Annotated in this window: 13 protein-coding genes; 11 read left to right on the forward strand and 2 right to left on the reverse strand. The window is 73.7% G+C overall.

Translation table 11 applies throughout. The features are described 5' to 3' along the window. Positions 1 to 38: 38 nt before the first annotated feature. Positions 39 to 2,618 carry a response regulator gene (locus JT721_RS02425; RefSeq protein ID WP_205471306.1) on the forward strand — a complete coding sequence of 860 codons (2,580 nt, stop codon included), beginning with the start codon at positions 39 to 41 and terminating at the stop codon, positions 2,616 to 2,618. A 61-nt stretch (positions 2,619 to 2,679) separates the two neighbouring features. Then, the gene (locus JT721_RS21550; protein WP_205471307.1) at positions 2,680 to 4,800 is read left to right on the forward strand and encodes an ATP-binding protein; all 2,121 of its coding nucleotides are present in this window, start codon (positions 2,680 to 2,682) and stop codon (positions 4,798 to 4,800) included. Positions 4,801 to 4,805: 5 nt separating this feature from the next. Here the strand turns inward: JT721_RS21550 and JT721_RS02435 are convergent, their stop codons facing one another. Then, positions 4,806 to 5,426, reverse strand: coding sequence for a TetR/AcrR family transcriptional regulator (locus JT721_RS02435; protein ID WP_205471308.1), 621 nt, complete (start codon positions 5,424 to 5,426; stop codon positions 4,806 to 4,808). Between the two features lie 78 nt (positions 5,427 to 5,504). Between JT721_RS02435 and JT721_RS02440 the strand changes: the two genes are divergently transcribed. Continuing rightward, positions 5,505 to 6,449 (forward strand): sterol desaturase family protein, encoded by a 945-nt coding sequence (locus tag JT721_RS02440; RefSeq protein ID WP_205471309.1) that lies wholly within the window; start codon positions 5,505 to 5,507, stop codon positions 6,447 to 6,449. A gap of 9 nt (positions 6,450 to 6,458) precedes the next feature. Continuing rightward, the gene (locus JT721_RS02445; RefSeq protein WP_205471310.1) at positions 6,459 to 7,142 is read left to right on the forward strand and encodes a DapH/DapD/GlmU-related protein; all 684 of its coding nucleotides are present in this window, start codon (positions 6,459 to 6,461) and stop codon (positions 7,140 to 7,142) included. Here the strand turns inward: JT721_RS02445 and JT721_RS02450 are convergent. Continuing rightward, on the reverse strand, positions 7,139 to 7,540 hold the full coding sequence (locus JT721_RS02450) for an ArsI/CadI family heavy metal resistance metalloenzyme (RefSeq protein ID WP_205471311.1): 402 nt from the start codon (positions 7,538 to 7,540) through the stop codon (positions 7,139 to 7,141). The genes JT721_RS02445 and JT721_RS02450 overlap by 4 nt on opposite strands. 80 nt (positions 7,541 to 7,620) lie before the next feature. Between JT721_RS02450 and JT721_RS02455 the strand changes: the two genes are divergently transcribed. The 7 genes from JT721_RS02455 (at position 7,621) to treZ (ending at position 15,772) form a co-directional block, all read left to right on the forward strand. Further along, positions 7,621 to 7,980 carry a metalloregulator ArsR/SmtB family transcription factor gene (locus JT721_RS02455; protein ID WP_205471312.1) on the forward strand — a complete coding sequence of 120 codons (360 nt, stop codon included), beginning with the start codon at positions 7,621 to 7,623 and terminating at the stop codon, positions 7,978 to 7,980. Next, positions 7,977 to 8,645, forward strand: coding sequence for an aquaporin (locus tag JT721_RS02460; RefSeq protein ID WP_205471313.1), 669 nt, complete (start codon positions 7,977 to 7,979; stop codon positions 8,643 to 8,645). Before JT721_RS02455 ends, JT721_RS02460 begins: the two co-directional genes overlap by 4 nt. Further along, a complete protein-coding gene (locus tag JT721_RS02465; RefSeq protein ID WP_205471314.1) occupies positions 8,642 to 9,076 on the forward strand; it encodes an arsenate reductase ArsC in 435 nt (144 codons plus the stop codon). The genes JT721_RS02460 and JT721_RS02465 overlap by 4 nt, the downstream gene beginning before the upstream one ends. A gap of 97 nt (positions 9,077 to 9,173) precedes the next feature. After that, positions 9,174 to 9,392 carry a DUF6458 family protein gene (locus JT721_RS02470; protein WP_205471315.1) on the forward strand — a complete coding sequence of 73 codons (219 nt, stop codon included), beginning with the start codon at positions 9,174 to 9,176 and terminating at the stop codon, positions 9,390 to 9,392. Positions 9,393 to 9,528: 136 nt separating this feature from the next. Beyond that, on the forward strand, positions 9,529 to 11,718 hold the full coding sequence (gene glgX, locus JT721_RS02475; RefSeq protein WP_205471316.1) for a glycogen debranching protein GlgX: 2,190 nt from the start codon (positions 9,529 to 9,531) through the stop codon (positions 11,716 to 11,718). Continuing rightward, a complete protein-coding gene (gene treY / locus JT721_RS02480) occupies positions 11,715 to 14,030 on the forward strand; it encodes a malto-oligosyltrehalose synthase (protein ID WP_205471317.1) in 2,316 nt (771 codons plus the stop codon). Before glgX ends, treY begins: the two co-directional genes overlap by 4 nt. Then, positions 14,030 to 15,772, forward strand: a complete 1,743-nt coding sequence (gene treZ / locus JT721_RS02485; RefSeq protein ID WP_205471318.1) for a malto-oligosyltrehalose trehalohydrolase — start codon at positions 14,030 to 14,032, stop codon at positions 15,770 to 15,772. Before treY ends, treZ begins: the two co-directional genes overlap by 1 nt. Positions 15,773 to 15,788 lie beyond the last annotated feature (16 nt).

Consider the following 15,788-nt stretch of genomic DNA (forward strand, 5'->3'; position numbering starts at 1 on the left):
AATGACGCGCGACCCGGGATCAGGTGAGAGGGGGACCGATGGACGACGTGCGCGAACGGCGGACGTCCACCTCCCCTGCCCGGCTGGCGCTGGTCGCCGGCCTAGCCCTGGCGGCGCCCGGAGTGGCGGTGTTCTGGCTGCTGCCCGGCACCGCCGTGTCCGACGCCGCCTACCTCGCGATCGGCACGGCGGCCGCGGTCGCCGCGTGCTTCGGCGCCTGGCGGTTCACCCGCCCGGTGCCGCAGGTCTCCTGGCTCCTGGCCGCCGGCCTGTGCGTCTACACGGTCGGCGACTGGATCTGGAGCGTGCTCTCCTGGAGTGGCGCCTCGGTGGAGGGCTACACCTGGGCCGACGCGGCGTACCTGCCGTCGTACGGTCTGTTCGCGCTGGCCCTCGCCCTGGCCGTGATCCGGGCCAGCCCCGGCCGCCGCGGGGTCGACGTCGACGCGCTCCTCGACGTCGTGTCGGTGGTCGTGGTGGGGATCGTGGTGCTCGGCTCGCTCACCGAGCCCGGCTCCGGCCCCAACCTGGGGGCGCAGCTGGTCGACTGGCTCGTGCTCGCGAGCTACCCCGTCATGGACGCCGTGATGCTCGCCCTCGCCCTGCGGGTGGTGCTCACCCGCGCGTCGCGCTCGCTGCTGGGCTCGGCGGCGATCGTCGCGCTCGGGCTGTGGCTGCTCGCCGACGTGACCTACCTCGTCGCCGACTACACCGGCACCGTGGGCAGCACCCTCGACAGCCTGTGGACGGTGGCCGCGGTGACCCTCGCGGCCTCGACGTTCCGCGGGCACGTCGCCGGGTCGAGCCACGAGAGCAGGCCGCCCGACAACCTCTTCACCGCCCTGCTCATCGCGAACCTGCCGCTGCTCACCCCGGTGGTGGTGCTGGTGCTGCAGGTCGCCCTCGACCGCGAGACCAGCACCCCCGGCGTGGTCGCCATGCTGGTCGCGGTGACGGCACTGGCGCTGCTGCGCACCGCCCGGGTGCTGGCCGCGGAGCGGTCGGCCCGGGTCGAGCTGGCCGCGGCCCGCGACGCCGCGCTCGCCGGCACCCGCGCCAAGTCGGCGTTCCTCGCCACGATGAGCCACGAGATCCGCACCCCGCTCAACGGAGTCATCGGGCTCACGGCGCTGCTGCGCGACACCGAGCTCGACGCCCGCCAGCGCCAGTACGTCGAGGCGCTCGGCACCGCCGGCGACTCGCTGCTCAACCTCATCAACGACGTCCTCGACTTCAGCAAGGTCGAGGCCGGCAAGCTGGTGCTCGAGCAGGTCGACCTCGACGTGGCGACGGTCGTCGAGGAGGCCGCCGAGCTGGTCACCGAGGCCGCCCGCGAGAAGGGCTTGGAGCTGCTGGTGCACTGCGACCCCGGGCTGCCCTCCGTGGTGCGCGGCGACCCCCACCGGCTGCGCCAGGTGCTGCTCAACCTGGCCGGCAACGCGATCAAGTTCACCGCCGAGGGCGAGGTGGTGCTGCGCGCCCGGGCGGCGGGACCAGACGTGCTGCTCGAGGTGAGCGACACCGGTGCCGGCATCGCCCCCGACGAGGTGGCGGCGCTCTTCGAGCCGTTCACGCAGGCCGACACCTCCACCACCCGCGAGTTCGGCGGCACCGGCCTGGGGCTGGCGATCTCGCGGATGCTGGTGACGGCGATGCGCGGCGAGATCGGCGTGCGGTCGCGACCGGGCGAGGGCAGCACCTTCTGGTTCCGCCTGCCGCTGGAACGGGTCACGCAGCCGCAGCCGGCCGCCGACCCGACCCTGGTCGGCGCCCGGGTGCTGGTGGTCGACGACAACGCCGTCCAGCTCGCCGCGCTCGACGACCTCCTCGGTGCGTGGGGCGCGCGGGTGACCACGTCGGGCTCGGGCGGCGACGCCTGGCGCAGCTACCTCGCCGCGGCCGCCGACGGCGCGCCGTACGACGCCGTGGTGGTCGACCGGGCGATGCCCGGCATGGACGGCCTCGACCTGGCGCGCCGGATCGCCGAGGCCGAGCAGCCCGCGCCGACGGTGCTCCTGACCACCGGACCCAGCGACGCCCACCCCTCACGAGTGCATGCCGTGGTCACCAAGCCGGTCACCCGGGCCCGGCTGCACGCGGCGCTGCACGACGCGCTGGGCTCGCGCACGCAGGTCGACGCCCCCGCCCGGCGCGGTGCCCGTCCGCCCGCGCGCGGCCACGTGCTGGTCGTCGAGGACGACGCCGCCAACCGGCTGGTGGCCTCCGGCCTGCTCGACCAGCTCGGCTACTCGGTGGAGGTCGTGGAATCGGGGTCGCAAGCGCTCGCCGCCGTGCTCGGGCAGCAGTTCGACGCGATCCTGATGGACTGCCACCTGCCCGGCATCGACGGGCTCGCCACGACCCGGCGGGTCCGCGCGATCCAGACGGGCGTCCGCACGCCCGTCGTCGCGGTCACGGCGGACACCTCCCCCGGCTTCCGCGAGGAGTGCCTGGCCGCCGGCATGGACGACTACCTCGCCAAGCCGGTCGACGCCGCCGCCCTCGAGGCGGTGCTGGTGCGCTGGGTGACCGCTGGGGGCGCGGACCGAGCGGAGCGCCCGCACCGCGCTGGACCACCGGGGCGAAAGCCCGGAACCACGAGCGCCGACCCCCGGTGAGGGGCAGGATGGGCCACCTCGGGAATGCACTTTCGTTTGCTCCGACGAAAGGGAACCGGCCGTGCCCACTTCCTCGGGTGCCCGCCTGACGGTCCTCACCGCGGTGGTGACCGTCCCGCTCGGGCTGGCGCACGCCCTGCTCGCGCCCGGTGCGGCCGCGCGCGCGACGTACCTCCTGGTGCTCGGCTTCGCCGCCCTCGTGGCCTGGCTCGGGTCGCGACGCGCGGTCGGCACGTCGCTGCGCCTCTCGCGCGCGGTGGCTCTGGCGCTCGGCCTCTACGCGCTGGGTGACGCCGCGTGGTGGGTGGGCGACAGCGTCGACGTGCCGGCCGAGAGCCTGCTGCACGTGCCGACGCTGGCGGCCTACGCCGTCCTCATCTGCGCGGTGTTCGTCCACCTCGCGCGGTCGGCCACCTCCGACCGGGTGCTCGATGTCGACTCGATGATCGAGATCTTCACCTGGATCACCGTGTGCGTGCTGGTCCTGTGGGAGTTCACGATCAGCGAGCTGCTCGCCTCCGGCGAGACCGGCCCTGGCGTGCCGCTGGCCTACCCCGTGCTCGACGCGGTGCTCCTCGGCCTCGTGGTCCGCGCCCTCAGCACCCGCCGCACCCGCACCCGGCTCGGCTTCGCGCTCGGCGGGGGCGTCGTGTGCTGGCTGCTGGCCGACCTCGGCGACATGGTGCTCGACCCCGGGCGGGCGACCGCCGTGGCCCTCGCCGCGCTGTGGATGACCGGCGCCGTGCTCGTCGCGACCTCGACGTTCCGGCCCGCCGACTGGGCACCGCCGGTCGCGCTGGGCGGGGCCGAGCGCGACAGCGACACCGCCCGGCTGGTGGTGGCCGTGGTGCCGCTGCTGGTGCCGCCCGGCCTCGTGGTGGTCGAGGAGTCGCTGGGCCTCGACCCCGAGTCGTGGGCGCTGGTGGTCGGCATCATGGTGCTGATCGCGCTGGCATTCGTCCGCACCGAGCGGCTGCTGCGCTCGGAGCGACGGGCCCGGGCCGCGGCCCTGGCGGCGTCGCAGGCCAAGTCGGCGTTCCTGGCCACGATGAGCCACGAGGTGCGCACGCCGATGAACGGCGTGCTGGGCCTCTCCCGGCTGCTCGCGGCGACGCCGCTCGACGAGCGGCAGCGCCAGTACGCCGAGGGCATCCGGTCCGCCGGCACCGCCCTGATGTCGCTCGTCGACGACATCCTCGACCTCGAGCGCATCCAGTCCGGCGCCGTCGAGCCGCACCACGGCGACTTCGCGGTCAGCGCCCTGCTCGAGGGTGTCGCCGCCACCGTCGCCCCGCCCGCGCACCAGCGCGGCCTCGAGGTGGTCACCACCGTCGCGGCCGGCACCCCGGGCCTCGTCAACGGCGACGCCGCCCGGATCCGCCAGGTGCTGGTCAACCTCGCCTCCAACGCGGTGAAGTTCACGCCCGTGGGCGAGGTGGTGCTGCACGCCGCGCTCGACCGGGGCGGCCGGCACGGGCTGGTGCTGCGCCTGGAGGTGCGCGACACCGGCATCGGGATCGCCCCCGACGTGCAGCGCCGGATCTTCGAGGCCTTCACCCAGGCCGACTCGTCCTCCACCCGCCCGCACGGCGGCGCCGGGCTGGGGCTGGCGATCTGCCGCGAGCTGGTGCAGCAGCTGGGCGGGCAGATCGGCGTGCAGAGCGTTCCTGGCCGCGGCAGCACCTTCTGGTTCACGGTGCCCGTGCGGCAGGCGTACGCCACGCCCGAGGACCCGCGACCCGTGCAGCTCGCCGGGCGGCGGGTCCTGGTCGCCGACGCGAACCCGACCACCCGAGCGGCGCTGCGCGAGCAGCTCACCGGCTGGGCGGTGCGCCCGGGCGAGGCCAGCACCGGGGCCGAGGCCACCTCGGCGCTGGCCGAGGCGGCCGCGCTCGGCGGCCCGTTCGAGGCCGTGGTCGTCGACGCGACCCTGCCGGACCTGCCCGAGCTGGCCTTCCACGTCAGCATCAGCACCCACCCGCCGGGGCTGGTGCTGCTCACCACCGCCGACCAGGCGCCCACGGCCCACCTCGACGAGGTTCGGGCGACCGTGGCCAAGCCGGTGGAGGCGGCCCGGCTGCGCGAGGCCCTGCTCGCGGCGGTCGGGCCCCGGCCCGAGAACCCCGACGGGCCGGCCGGGCCCGACCGGCCCGTGCGGCGCGACGGCGTCGCCTTCGCCTGAGGCGGTCAGCCGGGCGGGGCCGAGGCGAGGGCGGTGAGCAGCCGTCCGAAGCGCGCAGTGAGCTCCTCGGGCGTCTGATCGGGGTGGTCGAACCACCACGTCATCAGCGCGGTCACGACCGACTGCCACACGTGGTTCATCGCCGAGACGTCCAGCGGGTCCACCGGGGCGGGGTTGACCGCGAGCGCCGCGCGCACCCCCACCGCGCCCAGGTCGGTCATCCGGTCGCGACAGGCGGCCACGGGCCCGTGCACGGCGGTGCCGGGCGGCAGCGTCTCGTCGTAGAGCACCATCCAGGCGCGTGGCCGGTCGCGCAGCGTGGTGAAGATGGTGCGCATCGTGTCCAGCGCCATCGCGATGCCGGGCTCGGCCCGCTCGACCACCGGCCGGATCTCGGCCAGCAGGGTCTCGGTGAGCTCCTCGGCGCAGCGCACGTAGAGCGCGTCCTTGGTGCCGAAGTAGGCGTGCACCAGTGGCTTGGAGATCCCGGCCCGCGCGGCGACCGCGTCGACCGACACGCGGTGGTAGCCGCGCTCGCCGAACTCCGCCGTCGCCGCGGCCAGGATCTGCGCCTCCCGCTCGGCGCGGGGCATCCCCCGGGTGCCGACGTGCGCCGCGCGTGCCATGAGCGACACCCTAGTGCCGGGAATTGACCGAGCGGTCACTCTTGTCGATTGACCCACCGGTCAATTACCCTCGCGGTCATGCTCGCCGACCTGTGGCACGCGGTGCCGGAGCCGCTGCGCGACCCGGTCGCGCTGGCGGCGCCGTTCTTCCTGATCTTCATCGCGGTCGAGGCGCTGGCCGCCTACCACCTCGAGGACGAGCGCCCCGCGGGGCACCCGCCCGCCCCCGGCGGCTACGACCGGCGCGACGCACTGACCAGCATCTCCATGGGAGCGGTCTCGGTCGCCACCATGACCGCCTGGAAGACCCTCGGCCTGGTCGGCTACGCCGTGCTGTTCGCCTACGTCGCCCCGTGGCAGCTGCCCGCCGACGCCTGGTGGACGTGGGCGCTGGCGATCCTCGGCGTCGACTTCTTCTTCTACTGGGCCCACCGGGTCGCCCACCGGGTGCGGCTGGTCTGGGCGACCCACCAGGCCCACCACTCCAGCGAGTACTTCAACTTCTCCACGGCGCTGCGCCAGAAGTGGAACAACTCCGCCGAGCTCGTGGCGTGGCTGCCGCTGCCCCTGCTGGGCGTACCGCCCGCCCTGGTCTTCCTGGGCTTCTCGGTCAGCCTCGTCTACCAGTTCTTCGTGCACACCGAGCGGGTCGGCACCCTGTGGCGGCCGGTCGAGCTGGTGTTCAACACCCCCTCCCACCACCGGGTCCACCACGGCAGCGACCCGATCTACCTCGACCGCAACTACGGCGGCATCCTCATCGTCTGGGACCGGCTGTTCGGCTCGTTCCAGCCCGAGCTGCACCGCCCGACGTACGGCCTGACCACGCCGGTCGGCACCTACGACCTGGTGCGGCTGCAGACCCACGAGTACGCCGCGATCGTCCGCGACGTGCGGGCCGCGCCGCGGCTGCGTGACAAGCTCGGCTACGTCTTCGGCCCACCGGGGTGGCGCCCCGATCCGGCGACCGCCGCGCCGGCCCGTCCGGTCGCGCGGCCGGTACCCCGGCCTGAGCCTCGCTAGGGTCGGCGCGTGAACCTCGCCGCCCGCCTGCTCAACACCGGCGCCCACGCCCTGCACGCCTGGCTCGACCGGGTCGGCGAGATCGTCCCCGGCACCCGGGCGGCCGCCCGCTTCGGCAGCTTCGGCGCGGCGAGCTGCATCGACTTCCCGGTGGCCTCGCTGGTCAACCCGCACGCGATCCACCTCGGCTCGGGCGTGCTGGTGGGACGGCAGGCCACGCTCTCGGTCGGCTACGGGCCAGACGACCACGGCGTCCCCGAGCGGGCACTCGTGATCGGCGACCGATCGCTGATCGGCGCCCGGTCGAGCCTCACCGCTCACTCCTCCATCGAGATCGGCGCCGACGTCTTCTTCGGCCAGAACGTCTTCGTCACCGACGCCAGCCACGGCTACCAGCAGCCGGACGTGCCGGTCGGACGGCAGTTCGGCCCGCACGACCCGGTCTCGATCGGCGCCGGCTCGTGGATCGGGCACGCCGCGGTGGTCCTCCCCGGGGCCCACCTGGGCCGCAACGTCGTGGTCGCCGCCGGCTCGGTGGTGCGCGCGGGTGAGTACGACGACCACGCCGTGCTGGCCGGCAACCCCGCCCGCGTCGTGCGCCGCCTCGAGCCGGGGGTCGGCTGGGTCGGCTCGGACGGCGGCGTCCGCCCGGTGCTCGACCACGATCCGCTCGCCGTCCCCGACGCCCCCTAGCAGCAGCCGGCGGTGGCGGCCGGCTCGGCGGGCGCGTCGGCGAGCACGGTGTAGACCTCCCAGCGCTCGCCGTCGGGCGCCCCCTCCACCCAGAACTTGTCCTGGCGGGCGTAGCAGCAGGTGGTGTCGCGCTCGTCGCGCGAGGCCAGGCCGGCGCTGGCGAGGCGGACCTGGGCCGCGTCGACGGCGTCGGTGTCGTCGACCTCGACGCCGAGGTGGTTGAGCGACCCGCCGCTGCCGGGGTTGTGCAGGAGCACCAGCTTCAGCGGCGGGTCGGCGACGGCGAAGTTGGCGTAGCCGGGCCGGACCTTGGCCGGCTCGGTGCCGAGCAGGGCGCGGTAGAAGGCGATCGAGGCGTCGAGGTCGTCGACGTCGAGGGCGAGCTGGAGACGGGACACGGGTCCTCCTCAGGACATAGATGGTTATCGATGTATTGAGGAGGGTGGCACGGGACTTCGAAGTCTGTCAATATAGATGCATGCCGAAGTCTCTGCTCGAGCTCACCCCGGTGCAGGCGGTCGCCTGCTGCTCGCCCGTCACCCGCGAGCCGCTGAGCGCCGACGCCGCCGAGCGGATCGCGCCGCTGGTCAAGGCGCTCGCCGACCCCGTGCGGCTGCGCCTGTTGTCGCTGGTGGCCTCCCACGCCGACGGCGAGGCCTGCGTGTGCGACCTCAACGACGCCTTCGACCTCTCCCAGCCCACGATCAGCCACCACCTCAAGCTGCTGCACGAGGCGGGGCTGCTCGAGCGGGAGAAGCGCGGGGTGTGGGTCTACTACCGCGTCGACCGCAGCGCCCTGGGCGACCTGGCCGCCCTCCTCGGCGGCGTCACCCGGTGACGCTGGCGCGCCGCGCGACCGCCGAGGCGGTCGGCACCGGCGTCCTGGTGGCCACCGTCGTGGGCTCCGGCGTCGCCGCCAGCCGGCTCTCCCCCACCGACGCCGGCCTCCAGCTGCTGCACAACAGCCTGGCCACGGGCGCGGTGCTGGTGGCGCTGATCGCGGCGCTGCAGCCGGTCTCCGCGTCGTTCAACCCGGTCGTGACCCTGGTCGAGTGGGCCCGCGGCTCCCTCGACCGGCGCCAGGTGACCGCGCTGGTGCCGGCCCAGCTCGCGGGCGGGGCGGGAGGCGCGGTCGTCGCCAACCTGATGTTCGAGCTGCCCGCCGTCGACCTCTCCGGGCACGACCGCGCCACGGCAGCGACGCTGCTCGCCGAGGTGGTCGCCACGGCCGGCCTCGTCGTGGTGGTGCTGGGCAGCCTGCGCTCCGGCCGGGTCGAGACGGTCGCGCTCGCCGTCGGGGGCTACATCGCCGCGGCCTACTGGTTCACCAGCTCCACCAGCTTCGCCAACCCTGCGGTCACGGCGGCGCGCGCGCTCACCGACTCCTTCGCCGGGATCGCGCCCGCCTCCGTGCTGCCCTTCGTCGCCGCCCAGCTCGTCGGCGGTGTCGTGGGCCTGTCCGCCGCCGCCCACCTGTTCCCGACCCACGAGGAGACCCGATGACGACCCCCGCGACCCCGACCGCGCCCACCGTCCTGTTCGTCTGCGTGCACAACGCCGGCCGCTCCCAGATGGCGGCCGGGTGGCTGCGCCACCTCGCCGGCGACCGGGTCACGGTGCTGTCGGCCGGTTCGCAGCCGGCAGCCGAGGTCAACCCGGTGGCGGTCGAGGCGATGGCCGAGGTGGGCATCGACCTCGCCGGCGCCGCGCCGGCGGTCCTGACCCAGGAGTCGGTGCACGAGGCCGACGTGGTCGTCACCATGGGCTGTGGCGACGCGTGCCCGATCTTCCCGGGCAAGCGCTACGAGGACTGGGTGGTCGACGACCCGGCCGGGCAGGACCTCGCGACCGTGCGACGGGTCCGCGACGACGTCCGGGGCCGGGTCGAGGGCCTGGTGGCCGACCTGCTCGGCGCTGCGGGCGAGCCGGCCTGAGACTCCTCTCAGGCATGCCCGGGCGACCGCCCGGGCACCAGCAGCGCGAGCGACCCATCGGGGCTGGAGCGCGGTCGCCGCAACCGGAGGAGGAGACATGGCCATCGGCCTGGGGATCGTGCTGGTCGTCGCGGGACTCGTGCTCGTGCTCGACGTCATCAACTGGGACACCACGGCGGTGGACACCGAGATGCTCGGCTGGATCCTGGTCGCCGCCGGGGTGCTCGCCCTGCTGCTCTCGCTGCTGGTCAACCACCAGCGCAGCCGCACCACGGTCGTCGAGGAGCACCGCAACCTCGGCCCGCGGGAGCGCTGAGCCCGACCGCGCACCTCGGCCCGTCCGTCCGGTCGCTCCTGGCCGGGCGGACGGTTGACCGCGGACCAGGGGGGTACCTGCCGCACGTCCCTCGCGGCGGGTCGCGCCGCGCGCTTTGATCGTTCCAAGGAGTCTCATGTCCGTCCCCGTCCAGGAGCACCACGTGACCGAGGTCTGGCCCGGCCGGGCGTACCCGCTGGGGGCGACGTACGACGGCACCGGCACCAACTTCGCGCTGTTCAGCGAGGTCGCCGAGGGCGTCGAGCTCTGCCTGTTCGACGACGCCGGCGCCGAGACCCGGATCGCGCTGACCGAGGTCGACGCCTACGTCTGGCACGGCTACCTCCCCGGCATCCAGCCCGGGCAGCGCTACGGCTACCGGGTGCACGGCCCCTGGGACCCCGAGCAGGGCCTGCGCTGCAACCCCAACAAGCTGCTGCTCGACCCCTACGCCAAGGCCACCACCGGCGACATCGACTGGGACCAGAGCCTGTTCGGCTACACCTTCGGCGACGAGGACTCGCGCAACGACGACGACTCCGCCGCCCACATGACCAAGGGCGTGGTCATCAACCCGTTCTTCGACTGGGAAGGCGACCGTCGGCTCGACGTGCCCTACGACCAGGCCGTCATCTACGAGGCCCACGTCAAGGGCCTGACGATGTTGCATCCCGAGGTCCCCGAGGAGCTCCGGGGCACCTACGCCGGGCTGGCCCACCCGGCGGTGACCGATCACCTGCAGCGGCTGGGCATCACGACGCTGGAGCTGATGCCGGTGCACCAGTTCATCCAGGACAGCACGCTGCTCGACAAGGGCCTGCGCAACTACTGGGGCTACAACACCCTGGGGTTCTTCGCCCCCCACGCCGAGTACGCCTCCCCGGGGGTGCCGGGCCAGCAGGTCCAGGAGTTCAAGGCGATGGTCAAGGCGATGCACGCCGCGGGCATCGAGGTCGTCCTCGACGTGGTCTACAACCACACCGCCGAGGGCAACCACCTCGGCCCGACGCTCAGCCTGCGCGGGATCGACAACCCGGCCTACTACCGCCTGGTCGAGGACGACCAGCGCTACTACATGGACTACACCGGCACCGGCAACAGCCTCAACGTGCGCCACCCCCACTCGCTGCAGCTGATCATGGACTCGCTGCGCTACTGGGTGACCGAGATGCACGTCGACGGCTTCCGTTTCGACCTCGCCTCCACCCTGGCCCGCGAGTTCTACGACGTCGACCGGCTGGCGACGTTCTTCGAGCTCGTGCAGCAGGACCCGGTGGTCAGCCAGGTCAAGCTGATCGCCGAGCCCTGGGACGTCGGCCCCGGCGGCTACCAGGTGGGCGGGTTCCCGCCCCAGTGGACGGAGTGGAACGGCAAGTACCGGGACACGGTGCGCGACTTCTGGCGCGGCGAGCCCTCGCTGGGCGAGTTCGCCTCGCGGCTGGCCGGCTCGGCCGACCTCTACGAGCACTCCGGCCGGCGCCCGGTGGCGAGCATCAACTTCGTCACCGCCCACGACGGCTTCACGCTGCGCGACCTGGTGTCCTACAACGACAAGCACAACGACGCCAACGGCGAGGACGGCAACGACGGCGAGAGCCACAACCGCTCGTGGAACCGCGGCGTCGAGGGCCCCACCGACGACCCGGTCGTGCTGTCGGACCGCGCCCGCGCCCAGCGCAACTTCCTGGCCACGCTCCTGCTCAGCCAGGGCGTGCCGATGATCCTGCACGGCGACGAGCTCGGCCGCACCCAGCAGGGCAACAACAACACCTACGCCCAGGACAACGAGCTGAGCTGGGTGCACTGGGACCAGGTCGACCAGCCGCTGGTCGACTTCACCGCCGCCCTGGTGCGGCTGCGCCGCGACCACCCGACGTTCCGCCGGCGCCGGTTCTTCACCGGCAACACGGTGCGCACCGGCGACGGCGACCGGCTCAACGACATCGTCTGGCTGCACCTCGACGGCCGGCCGATGGAGGACGACGACTGGGCGGGCGCCAAGGCCCTCGGCATGTACCTCAACGGCCACGGCATCGCCGGCGTCGACGGCCGCGGCCGGACGATCACCGACGACCACTTCCTCATCTACTTCAACGCCGACGGCGACGCCCAGGTGACCCTGCCGCCGGACGAGTACGCCGACGCCTGGGACGTCGTGGTCGACACCGGGTCGGAGGGGCCGGACACCCAGACCCACCCCGCCGGCGGCACCCTGGCGCTGACCGGGATGAGCATGCTGGTGCTCCGCGAGCACGAGGAGCCGGCCGCCGAGGTCGACCACTCCGCCGCCGCGTCGGTCGCCCACGCCTCGGGCGGACCGGCATGAGGATCCCCACCAGCACCTACCGGTTCCAGCTCTCCGACGACTTCGACCTCTTCGAGGCGACCCGGCGACTGCCCTACCTGTACGAGCTCGGGGTCGACTGGGTCTACCTGTCGCCACTGCTGGCCTCCGAGCCCGGCAGCACCCACGGCTACGACGTCGCCTCCCACGAGCACCTCGACCCGTCCCGCGGCGGCGAGGAGGGGCTGGCCGCGCTGTCGGCCGAGGCGCGCCGGCTGGGCATGGGCGTGCTGGTCGACATCGTCCCCAACCACGTGGGCGTCGCCGAGCCGGCCGAGGACTCCTGGTGGTGGGACGTGCTGCGGCTGGGCCGCGACTCCGAGCACGCCGCGGCGTTCGACGTCGACTGGGCCGCCGGCGAGGGCCGGATCCGGATCCCCGTGGTCGGCGACGACGACCAGGCCGAGCCCGGCGGACCGATCGCGAACCTGCGCCTGGTCGACTCACCCGACGGCCCCGAGCTCGTCTACCACGACCACCACTACCCCGTGGCGCCCGGCACCGCCGACGACGGCGCGGACGCCGACACGGTGCACGGGCGGCAGCACTACGAGCTGGTCAACTGGCACCTCGCCGACGACGAGCTCAACTACCGACGCTTCTTCGCGGTCAACACCCTGGCCGCCGTCCGGGTCGAGGACCCGGAGGTGTTCGCCCAGAGCCACGTCGAGGTGCGGCGCTGGTTCACCGAGGGCCTCGTCGACGGGCTGCGCGTCGACCACCCCGACGGGCTGCGCGACCCCCAGCGCTACCTCGACGACCTGGCCGCGCTCACCGGCGGGGCCTACGTGCTGGTGGAGAAGATCCTCGAGCCCGGCGAGGCGCTGCCGTCGTCGTGGGCCACCGCCGGCACCACGGGCTACGACGCGCTGGCGGTCGTCGACCGGGTGCTCACCGACCCCGCGGGGCAGGCCGCGCTCGACGCGCTCGAGGCCCGGCTCCGCGGCGCGCCGGTCGACTGGGCGGCACTCGTGCACGGCACCAAGCGGCAGGTCGCCGACACCATCCTCCACTCCGAGGTACGGCGGATCACCCGCGAGGTGCGCCGGGTGACCGACGCCGCGTCGTTCGCCGACGTCGAGGACGCCGTCGCCGAGCTGCTCGCCTGCTTCCCGGTCTACCGCTCCTACCTGCCCGAGGGCCGCGAGCACCTCGACGAGGCCTTCGCCCTCGCGCGCGAGCACCGACCCGACCTCGGCGCCACGCTCGACGTGCTGCTGCCGGTGCTCTCCGACCCGTGGCTGCAGCCGGCCCGCCGGTTCCAGCAGACCAGCGGGATGGTGATGGCCAAGGGCGTCGAGGACTGCGCGTTCTACCGCTGGTCGCGGCTGACCTCGCTCAACGAGGTGGGCGGCGACCCGAGCATCTTCGCGCTGCCCGTCGAGGAGCTGCACGCGCGGATGTGGGAGCGCCAGCAGGACTGGCCGCACGCGATGGTCACGCTCTCCACCCACGACACCAAGCGCGGCGAGGACGTCCGGGCCCGGATCACGGTGCTCGCGGAGATGCCGCAGGCCTGGGAGCAGGCCCTGGACCGGCTGCTCGAGCTGGTGCCGCTGCCCGACCCGGGCTTCGGCGCCCTGCTCTGGCAGGCCGTGCTCGGCGCCTGGGGCTCCTCCCCCGACGACGAGCTGCGCCGACGGCTGCACGGCTACGCCGAGAAGGCGATGCGCGAGGCCGGCGACCGCACCACCTGGACCGAGCCCGACGAGGACTACGAGGCCGCCGTGCACGCCGCCGTCGACGCGGCGCTCGACCGCGCCGAGGTCCGGCAGGTCGTCGACGACCTGGTGGCGCTGGTCGACGCCCCCGCCCGCAGCAACGCGCTGGCCGCCAAGCTGCTCGCCTGCACCATCCCCGGCGTGCCCGACGTCTACCAGGGCAGCGAGCTGTGGGAGCAGAGCCTGGTCGACCCCGACAACCGCCGGCCGGTCGACTACGACCACCGGGCCGCCGTGCTCGCGGGCACCGCCGACGACCCCGCGGCCGCCAAGCTGCGCGTGCTGCGCACCGCGCTGACGCTGCGCCGCGAGCGGCCCGACCTGTTCACGGCGTACGCGCCGGTGCCGGTCGAGGGCCCGGCGGCCGACCACGCGATCGCCTTCGACCGGGGCGGCGCGATCACCGTCGCGACCCGTCTGCCCGTCGGGCTGGCGGCCACCGGTTGGGCCGAGACCACGTTGGCGCTCCCCCCGGGGCGGTGGCGCGACCTGATCACCGACCGGCCCACCGACGGGCGACTGGCCGACCTGCTGGCGACCCACCCGGTCGCCCTGCTCACCCGGGAGGACTGATGCGCGGACGCTTCGACGTGTGGGCACCGCGACCCACGCGCCTACGGCTCTCGGTCGGCGACGCCGTCGTGCCGATGACCCGCGGGGACGACGGCTGGTGGACGCCGGACGGCGACGTCCCCGACGGCGAGGTCGACTACGGCTACCTCGTCGACGACGACGACACCCCACTCCCCGACCCGCGGTCGCGGCGGCAGCCCGACGGCGTCCACGCCCGCTCGCGCACCTTCGACCCCACGGCGTTCGCCTGGACCGACCAGGGCTGGACCGGGCGCCAGCTCGCCGGCTCGGTGATCTACGAGCTGCACGTCGGCACCTTCACCCCCGAGGGCACCCTCGACGCCGCCCTCGGCCGGCTCGACCACCTGCGCTCGATCGGGGTCGACCTGGTCGAGCTGATGCCGGTGAACGCCGTCAACGGCACCCACAACTGGGGCTACGACGGGGTGCTGTGGTCGGCGGTCCACGAGCCCTACGGCGGCCCGGAGGCCTACCAGCGCTTCGTCGACGGCTGCCACGCGGCGGGCCTGGGCGTCGTGCAGGACGTCGTCTACAACCACCTCGGCCCCTCCGGCAACTACCTGCCGGTCTTCGGTCCCTACCTCAAGCAGGGCGCCAACACCTGGGGCGACCTGGTCAACCTCGACGAGGACGGCTCGGCCGAGGTGCGCCGGCTGATCCTCGACAACGTGCGGATGTGGTTCGACGACTACCACGTCGACGGACTCCGGCTCGACGCCGTGCACGCGCTCGACGACTCCTCCGAGACCCACCTGCTGGAGGAGATGGCGATCGAGGTGGCCGCGCTCTCGGCCCACCACCGCCGGCCGATGACGCTGATCGCCGAGTCCGACCTGAACGACCCCCGGCTGGTGACCCCCCGCGAGGCCGGCGGCTACGGGCTCGACGCGCAGTGGAGCGACGACTTCCACCACGCCGTGCACGTGGCGCTGACCCGCGAGACCGAGGGCTACTACGCCGACTTCGAGCCGCTCGGCGCCCTGGCCAAGGTCTGCGAGAAGGGGTTCTTCCACGACGGGACGTTCTCCTCCTTCCGCGAGCGCGACCACGGCGTGCCGATCGACGTCGCCGCGATGCCGACCTGGCGGCTGGTGGTGTGCAGCCAGAACCACGACCAGATCGGCAACCGCGCCGTGGGCGACCGGATCACCGAGGCGCTCGACGACGACCAGCTCGCCTGCGCGGCGCTGCTCACGCTCTGCGGCCCGTTCACGCCGATGCTCTTCCAGGGTGAGGAGTTCGCCGCGTCGACGCCGTTCCAGTTCTTCACCAGCCACCCCGAGGAGGAGCTGGGCAGGGCGACCGCCGAGGGCCGGATCGCGGAGTTCGAGCGGATGGGCTGGGACCCCGACGTCGTGCCCGATCCCCAGGACCCGGCCACCTACGAGCGTTCCAAGCTCGACTGGTCGGAGACCGAGGCGCCGCGGGGCGCCCGGATGCTGGAGGTCTACCGCCAGCTCGCCGCGCTGCGCCGGACCCACCCCGAGCTGACCGACCCGTCGTTCGTGCGCACCCGGTGCGAGGTCGACGAGGAGGCGCGGTTCTTCGCGATGAACCGCGGCGACCTCAGCGTGCTGGTCAACTTCGGGGACCGGGCCATGACCACCCAGACCGGCCCGGTCGAGCTGCTCTTCGAGACCGAGGCCGGCGTCGAGGTGAGCGACACCGCACTCACCCTGCCCGCCCACGCCGGGGCGGTCGTGCGTGCCCGGCCCGCCTGAGGTCCGAGACTTGTCT

The organism is Nocardioides sp. SYSU D00038, from assembly GCF_016924665.1.
Lineage (GTDB): Bacteria > Actinomycetota > Actinomycetes > Propionibacteriales > Nocardioidaceae > Nocardioides.

Coding starts and splice junctions, on each gene's coding strand:
- JT721_RS02425 (WP_205471306.1), top strand. CDS start 39: ATGGACGACGTGCGCGAACGGCGGACGTCCACCTCCCCTGCCCGGCTG.
- JT721_RS02435 (WP_205471308.1), bottom strand. CDS start 5,426: ATGGCACGCGCGGCGCACGTCGGCACCCGGGGGATGCCCCGCGCCGAG.
- JT721_RS02440 (WP_205471309.1), top strand. CDS start 5,505: ATGCTCGCCGACCTGTGGCACGCGGTGCCGGAGCCGCTGCGCGACCCG.
- JT721_RS02455 (WP_205471312.1), top strand. CDS start 7,621: ATGCCGAAGTCTCTGCTCGAGCTCACCCCGGTGCAGGCGGTCGCCTGC.
- JT721_RS02465 (WP_205471314.1), top strand. CDS start 8,642: ATGACGACCCCCGCGACCCCGACCGCGCCCACCGTCCTGTTCGTCTGC.
- JT721_RS02470 (WP_205471315.1), top strand. CDS start 9,174: ATGGCCATCGGCCTGGGGATCGTGCTGGTCGTCGCGGGACTCGTGCTC.
- glgX (WP_205471316.1), top strand. CDS start 9,529: ATGTCCGTCCCCGTCCAGGAGCACCACGTGACCGAGGTCTGGCCCGGC.
- treY (WP_205471317.1), top strand. CDS start 11,715: ATGAGGATCCCCACCAGCACCTACCGGTTCCAGCTCTCCGACGACTTC.
- treZ (WP_205471318.1), top strand. CDS start 14,030: ATGCGCGGACGCTTCGACGTGTGGGCACCGCGACCCACGCGCCTACGG.